The sequence below is a fragment of the Streptomyces sp. NPDC039424 genome (genome assembly GCF_055639495.1).
The window spans coordinates 23,164-30,870 of record NZ_JBVKAI010000039.1; the positions used below are offsets into that span (position 1 = coordinate 23,164).

The 7,707-nt window shown below is 72.0% G+C and carries 5 protein-coding genes; all 5 read right to left on the minus strand.

From position 1 onward, the window contains the following. Positions 1-3 precede the first annotated feature (3 nt). Entirely contained in the window at positions 4-957 is a 954-nt protein-coding gene (locus tag ACZ7L0_RS43300; RefSeq protein WP_471248099.1) for an ACP S-malonyltransferase, read from the minus strand. A gap of 59 nt (positions 958-1,016) precedes the next feature. Next, positions 1,017-2,273 carry a pyridoxal phosphate-dependent aminotransferase gene (locus ACZ7L0_RS43305; RefSeq protein ID WP_471248094.1) on the minus strand — a complete coding sequence of 419 codons (1,257 nt, stop codon included), beginning with the start codon at positions 2,271-2,273 and terminating at the stop codon, positions 1,017-1,019. A gap of 29 nt (positions 2,274-2,302) precedes the next feature. Then, the gene (locus tag ACZ7L0_RS43310) at positions 2,303-3,628 is read right to left on the minus strand and encodes a KamA family radical SAM protein (RefSeq protein WP_471248095.1); all 1,326 of its coding nucleotides are present in this window, start codon (positions 3,626-3,628) and stop codon (positions 2,303-2,305) included. A gap of 220 nt (positions 3,629-3,848) precedes the next feature. Then, the gene (locus ACZ7L0_RS43315; protein WP_471248096.1) at positions 3,849-4,763 is read right to left on the minus strand and encodes a proline iminopeptidase-family hydrolase; all 915 of its coding nucleotides are present in this window, start codon (positions 4,761-4,763) and stop codon (positions 3,849-3,851) included. 52 nt (positions 4,764-4,815) lie between these two features. Next, the coding region (locus ACZ7L0_RS43320) for a type I polyketide synthase (RefSeq protein ID WP_471248097.1) at positions 4,816-7,707 on the minus strand (2,892 nt) is incomplete at its 5' end.

A 7,707-nucleotide genomic window follows, 5' to 3' on the forward strand; every position in this document is an offset into this window, starting at 1 on the left:
GCCTCAGACGGCCGCGGCGGCCCGGCGCGGGAGCATCGCGGTGCGCGGCTTGACCGATACGACCTCGTCGAAGGAGCGCGTGGTGATACGGACCCGGCCGAAGAGGCTGTCCGGACCGCACACGTACAGCTGCTCGGCGCCGAGCCGCTCGCGCAGCGTAGCCACGACGTCCGGCCAGCGCACCGGCAGCACATAGCCGTCGAGGATCATCTGCCGCACCTGCTCGCCGGTGGTGAGCAGCGAGCCGTCCTGGTCGGCGACGACGGGCAGCACCGGGTCGGCGAAGTCGAGCCCCGCCAGCACCTCCTGGTCGATGCGGTCCCGCAGCGCGCCGAAGACGCTGCAGTGCATCGGCGGACGCATCGTGTACAGGGGCATGCCGCCCAGCGAGCGCAGCCGCTTCTCCATCCACTCCACGTTGGAGCCGTCGAGCGAGACCATGTAGAAGTCGTCGTCGATGTGGCAGGACAGGTCGTGCCACTCGCCGCGCTCGTCCAGCTCGGCCAGCACCTCTTCGAGCTTCTCCCGGGGGGTGCGGGTGAAGGAGAACGTCACCGCGTCCTGGAACTCCCGCGCGAAGTAGTCGTTCTCGACGCGTGCCATGTGCGCGGTCATGCGCACCGCGTCGGCGAAGTCCAGGACGCCGGAGAAGACGGCGGCGGCCTTGCTGCCGAAGCTGGGCCCGGCGACGGCGTCGGGCTGCATGCCGTACTCCTGCTCGGCCCACTGGGCGAGGGCGACGCAGTTGATGAAGAAGGCGACCTGCGCGTACTCGGTGTAGTCGCCGTCGGCTTCGCGGTAGCGGTCGAACAGCGAGTAGCCGAGCACCTCGTCCGCGGTCTTCAGCAGGGCGCGCGCATGCGGGTTGATCAGCATGAACTTGGCCACGTCCGTGAAACGGGTGGGCGCCATGCCGGGGAAGACGAGCGCGCTGCCGGTCCGGTCATTGGGCTGCATGGTCATCTGTCCTGTTCTCTCCTCGACGGGCGGCCGCGGAGGGTCTTCCGCGTTGGGGGTTACAGGGCGAGCTTGGTGAAGGTCTCTTCCAGGCGGGTCAGCACACCGCTCACGTGGGGCAGGACCAGCGGGTCGGCGGCCGCCAGGGACTCCTCCTGCTGCTCGGCCGTCTCGCCGTAGAGCATGCTGGTGGCGGCCTTGAAGCGGAGCGCCTGCTCGTCGTCGCCGAGGTGATGGCCCGCCAGGACGACCACCCCGTACGCGTCCAGCAGGTGCCGGTGCAGGGAGAGCGAGTCGGTGACGCCGAGCGGGGCCAGCCGGTCGCGCAGCGGCTCGAAGTCGGGGTAGACGTAGAAGGCGCCGGTCGGGGGCCGGCAGTCGGCGCCGGCCGCGACCACGATGCGGTGCACCTCGCGGGCCACCACGCCGTGCAGCCGGGCGCAGGCCGCGAGGCGCTCGCGGATCTCGGGCGGTTCGGCGAACGCGTAGGCGGCGACCTCCTGCATGGGGCCGGCCAGCGTCGACCAGACCTCGCTGGCCGCGGAGACGACGCCGTCGCGGATCCGGCGGCCCCACGCGCCCTCGGGGAAGCGGGCGGCGCCGATGCGCCAGCCGCCGAGCGCGAGGCTCTTGCTGAGCCCGGTGGTGACGACGGTGCGCCGCGGTGCCACCTCGGCGGGGCTGAGGACCTCGGTGGCGGGCTCGTGGACGACGTCCCGGTAGATCTCGTCGGAGACGATGAGGAGGTCCTCCTCCTCCGCGATGGCGCAGATCTCCCGTACCAGGGCGGGCGGGGCGAGGGTGCCGGTGGGGTTGTCGGGCAGGGTGACGACCACGATCCGCGGGTCGTGGCCGAGGACGCGGGCGGCCCGGATCGCCTCGCGCAGCGCGTTCGGTTCGGGGATGCCGCCGCACTCGGCGGGGATCGGCACCCCGATGGCCTGCTTGCCCAGGTAGCGGGCCTGGGGCGCGTAGGTGTTCCAGCAGGGGCGGGGCAGCAGCACGTCGCCGGGGACGGTCATGTGCAGGGCCATCAGCAGCGGCTTGCTGCCGGGCGCCACGACGACCTGGTCGGCTTCGGTGGGCAGGCGCCGGCGGGCGAAGTAGCCGGCCACCGCCTCGCGTACGTCCTTGCCGCCGGCGACGGGGCCGTAGGCGTTGCGTCCGGCTCCCGCCGCGAGCCGTTCGGCCAGGGGGGCGAACGCGGGCAGCCGCGCTTCGCCGAACCCGAGGTGCACGAGGGAGGCCCCCGCGGCTTTGCGCTCCTCCACCAGCTGGTTGAGCGCCAGGTTGGGGGACACGTTCCGGCCGGGCATGACCGTCTCCTTTCGCATCCTGACCGTGGTCAGGCCTTGCGGGTGCCGTTGATCGCGGCCGCGAGGTCGGACGGGGTGTCGGGGTCCAGTTCCAGGTCGTCGATCCAGGCCGCGTCGGGCGAGTAGCGGGCGCGGAAGGACCGTCCGACGAGCTGGGGGTCGCGGGCCTGCAGCATCCGCAGCTGGAAGCGGCTGCCCTCGGAGGTGTGCGCCACACCGTCGATGGCGACCTTGCCGGGGGTCGCGGACATCACCGGGCCGCGCACGGTACGGGCGAGGCCGGGCAGGGCGCGGTAGGCGTCCTGGAAGATGGTCACGGCGTCGGCCAGCGGCACCTTGAAGTAGTCGTGGGGGCCCGTGTCCCGCTCGACGAACATGTAGTACGGCACGGCGCCGACGGCGAGTTCCGCCCGCCACATCTCGTTCCAGGTCGCCGCGTCGTCGTTGACGTGCGCGATCAGCGGGGCCTGGCAGTAGACGAGGGCGCCGGAGGCGCGGATGCGGGCGACGGCCCGGCGGGCGAGGTCGGTCTGCAGCTCCCGCGGGTGGCTGAAGTGTGCCATCACGGCCAGGTTGCGGCCGGAGTCGACGATCTTCTCGAACAGCCACAGCACTTCGTCGGCGTCCTGGTCGTTGACGAACCGGTGCGGCCAGTAGGCGATGGACTTGGTGCCGATGCGTATGGTGCGCACGCTCTCCACGGCGAGCAGGGGCTCCAGGTGGGAGCGGAGCCGCTCGGTGGTCATCACCATCGGGTCGCCGCCGGTCACGAGGACGTCACTGACCTCGGGGTGCTTGCGCAGATAGGCGATGAGCTGGTCCGGGCTGGAGGCCGCGAAGCGCAGGTCGGCGTCGCCGACGAACTGGGCCCAGCGGAAGCAGTAGGTGCAGTAGCTGTGGCAGGTCTGGCCGTGGCCGGGGAAGTACAGCACCGTCTCGCGGTACTTGTGCTGCATGCCGGGCAGGGTGACGCCGTCCTCGCTGGGGACGTTGAGCTCCATCTGGCCCGAGGGGTGCGGGTTGAGCCGGGAGCGGATCTCGGCGACGACCGCCCTCAGCTGCGGCCGCGAGCCGCTCGCCACCGCCTCGGCGACCGCTCGCTCGTCCTCGGCGCTGAGCATGCCCCGCTGCGGGAACACCAGCTGGAACATGGGGTCGTGGGGGATGTTGTCCCAGTCGACGAGGTGCGTGAGCACATACTCGTTCACCCGGAACGGCAGTACTTCGGAGACCACGCGGACCGTCTCCGTCACGTCCGCCGGCAGCCCGTAGCGCGCCGCGATGTCGTCGATCTGGCGTGGTCCGTGGGCACGGAAACGCACCGTTTCGAATGAGCTGAGAGTCAGCTGAGACATTCGATATTTCCTCCGGTCTCCTGAACCACGGGTATTCGGGTGGCATTTCTTGAAATCACCACCCGCGCGACTTTCGGTCGGCCGGACTTTCTCGCCGGTGATTCGAGTGGAGATCGTTTCCCGGATTTCTCCGGTATTCGAGAGAGTTAGCCTGGGGCTGGCAACAACCGTAGTTCATAAACTGCCGCCGGAACCCCTAGACCTGCCCCCTGCCCTGCCCTTAATCTCGCTTTTCCGCGTCAAGCCCGGACAGGTAGGCGCGCAGCACCTGAAGGAACCGCTCGGGCTCCTCGAGGTGGGGCATGTGGCTGGACTCGGGGAGGATCTCCCAGCGCACGTCGGGAATGAGGTCGACGAAAGGCTGCACGGTCGCCGGGGTGGCCTCGTCGTGGGCGCCGGTGAGGACGAGCGTGGGGACACCGACGTTCGGGCAGTCCTCGACCACCGACCAGTCGCGCAGGGTGCCGATGACGTGGAACTCGTTGGGGCCGTTCATCGTGTAGTAGACGGTCGGGTCGTTGTAGACCTCCATGAAGGAGGCCATGAAGTCCCGCGGCCACGGCTTGAGCCGGCACACGTGCCGCTCGTAGAAGACGCGCATGGCCTCGAAGTACTCCTCGCTGTCGGTCGTGCCGGCGGCCTCGTGCTCCCGCAGGGTGTCGTCGACGCCCTCCGGCAGCGCGGCGCGCAGCACCGCCATCTCCCGAAGCCACAGCGGGTACGACGCCGGGGAGTTCGCCACCACCAGGCCGCGCAGGCCGGCGGGTCGGCGGGCGGCGTGCCGGACGGCGAGCATGCCGCCCCACGACTGCCCGAACAGCACGTAGTCGTCGGTGATGCCGAGGTGGCGCAGCAGGTTGTCGAGTTCGTCGAGGAAGAGGTCGGGGGTCCAGAAGTCGGCGCCCTGGCCCGGCAGATGGGTGGAGCCGCCGTTGCCGAGCTGGTCGTAGTGGACGACCGGCCACCCGTCCTCGGTGAGAGCGGTGAGGTTCAGCAGGTAGTCGTGGGTGCTGCCCGGTCCGCCGTGCACGAGGACGAGCGGGGGCCGGCCCGACTTCAGGTCGCCGGTGACGCGGTACCAGGTTTCGTGCTCACCGAAGGGTGCGGTGCCCTTGGCGCTGGGTGCCACATGCATGTCTGCCACTTCCAGGTGGTCGAGATCGGGTGGTGAGCGGGTGGGCCGGGGGTCACCCGAGGTCGTCGGCGGAGAGCGAGTCGAGAGCCAGGCTGATGAGGTCCTCGGTGTCCATCTCGTCGATGGACTCCTCCGGCTCCACCCCCGCCGCCTGGGCGAGGAGGTCCTCCCGCGCCCCGCCGAGTTCCAGCAGTACGTCCATCAGGCCGGCCTCGCGGAGCCTGCTGAACGGGATCGCCTGCAGGATGCTCCGCACCTCCGCCTCCGCCGCGTCGTCGTCCCCGGCGCCCGCGGGCACCAGTTCGGCGTGGAGGCGCTCGGCGAGGGCCCGCGCGTTCGGGTAGTCGAAGACCAGCGTGGCGGGCAGGCGCAGCCCGGTCGCGGCGTTGACCTGGTTGCGGAACTCCACCGCGGTCAGCGAGTCGAAGCCGAGGTCCTTGAACGCCCGCTCCGGCTCCACCTCACCCAAGGTCACGTGACCGAGGACGGACGCCGCCTGCCCGCACACCACGTCGAGCAGTACGGCCATGCGCTCCTGCGGCGGCAGCGCGGCGAGCCGCTGCCGCAGCGCGGCCGCCACATCCCCGGCGGCCGACGCACCGGCCGCCGCCCGCCGGATCCGGCCGCGCACCAACGCGCGGTAGACCGGCGGCAGCTCCTCCCCAGCGCCCGCGAGGACACCGGTGTCCAGGGCGATCGGCACCACCGCCGCCTGGTCGAGGGTCGCGGCGGTGTCGAACAGGGCGAGCCCCTCCTCGGCCGTCAGGGCGCCGATGCCGACGCGGCTCATGCGCCTGCGGTCCGCCTCCGCGAGCTCCCCTGCCATACCGGAGTCGCTGCCCCACAGGCCCCAGGCCAGGGACTGCCCGGCCAGGCCGCGGGCCCGGCGGTGCTGGGCCAGGGCGTCCAACAGGGCGTTGGCCGCCGCGTAGTTGCCCTGGCCGGCGTTACCGAGGGTGCCCGCGGCCGAGGAGAACAGCACGAACGCCTTCAGGTCCATGCCGGCCGTCAGCTCGTGCAGGTTCAGGGCCGCCTCCGCCTTCGGCCGCAGCACGGTGTCCATACGGGCCGGCGTCAGCGAGGCCAGGGCGGCGTCGTCGAGCACACCGGCCAGGTGCACCACCCCGGACAGCGTGCGCCCCTCCAGCAGGGCCGCCACGGCCGCACGGTCGGCCACATCGCAGGCGGCCACCTCGACGTCGGCCCCCAACGCGCGCAGTTCCTCGGCGAGTTCGGCGAGCTCGGGGGCCGCGCCGCCGCGCCTGCTGGTCAGCAGCAGCTCCCGGACGCCGTACCGGGTCACCAGGTGCCGGGAGAACAACCGGCCGAGCATGCCGCCCGCGCCGGTGACCAGCACGGGACCCTCGACGTCGAAGCGGGTCGCGAGATCCGCCTCGTCCCCGGCCACGGCCGCGACCCGGGCGAGCCGCGCGGCCTTGAGCCCGCCGCCGCGCACCGCCACCTGGGGTTCGGCCGACGCCACGGCCTCGGCGAGCACCGACTCGGGCGCGGTGCCCGCGTCGAGGTCGACGAGCACGATCCTGTCGTGGGCGAGCTGGGCGGACCGGGTCAGGCCCCACACCGCGGCACCGGCCAGGTCCGTGACGTCCTCGCCGTCCACCGCGACCGCGCCGCGGGTGACGACGGCCAGCGTCGCGGACGAGGACGTGAACCGCTCGTCGCCCGTCCACGCCTGGAGCACCCCGAGAACCCGCCGGGTGGCGGCGCGCACCGCCTCGAAGTCCGCGGCCCCGGCCGGCTCGTCGCAGCGCAGCACCACGACCTCCGGCAGGTCCGGCAGCGTCCCGTCGTCCGCGACACGGGTGACGTCCTCCCACCGGCTCCAGTCGACGGCCTGGGGTGCGCCCCCCTTCGCGAGGGGCGCCCAGTCGAGCCGGAACAGCGAGTCGTGGGTCGCCGACGGCCCCCTCAACTGCTCGTCCGTGACGGGCCGCGACAGCAGCGACCGCACGGTGGCGACCGGACGTCCCGCCGGGTCGGCCAGCGCCAGGGACACCGTGTCCTCCCCGGCCGTCGACAGCCTGACCCGCAGGGCCGAGGCACCGGTCGCGTGCAGCTCCACACCGGACCAGGCGAACGGCAGCAGTCTCCGGTCGTCCGCTCCACCGGCGAGCAGGGCGACATGCAGCGCCGAGTCGAGGAGGGCGGGGTGGAGGCCGTAGTGGGTGGCGTCGTCCCAGGTGTCGGTGGGGAGTTCGACTTCGGCGTAGAGGTCGTCGCCGTGTTTCCAGGCGGCTTTGAGGCCTTGGAAGACGGGGCCGTAGGTGTAGCCCTGGCGGGCGAGGGTGTCGTAGGCGTCCTCGACCGGCAGCGGGGAGGCGCCGGTGGGAGGCCACACGGTCAGGTCCTGGGCCGACGGTGCGGGTGCGGTGGCCGTGCTGAGCACTCCTTGGGCGTGGAGCAGCCAGGCGTCGCTGTCCTGCTGTCCCTCGGGGCGTGAGTGGATGGTGACCGTACGGGTTCCTGTTTCGTAGGCGCTGTTGACGGCGACCTGGATGTGGGCGGCGCCGTCGGGCGGGAGGATGAGGGGGGCTTGGAGGGTGAGTTCGTCGAGGTGGGTGCAGCCGGTCTGGTCGGCGGCGTGCAGGGCGAGTTCGACGAATCCGGTGCCGGGGAAGAGGATCGTGTCGCCGATGGCGTGGTCGGCCAGCCAGGGTTGTGTGGCGGGGGAGAGGCGTCCGGTCAGGACGGTGCTGTCGTGGTCGGCGAGGGTGAGGGCGGCACCGAGCAGGGGGTGTTCGGCCGTGTTCAGTCCGGCGGTGGTGACGTCGCCGCCGCCGATCTGCGCGTCGGCCCAGTAGCGCTTGCGCTGGAAGGCGTAGGTGGGCAGGTCGACGCGGGAGGCGTTGCGGCCGGTGAAGAAGCCGTCCCAGTCGACCGGAGCGCCGGAGGCGAAGAGGTCGGCGAGGGCGGTGACGGTGGT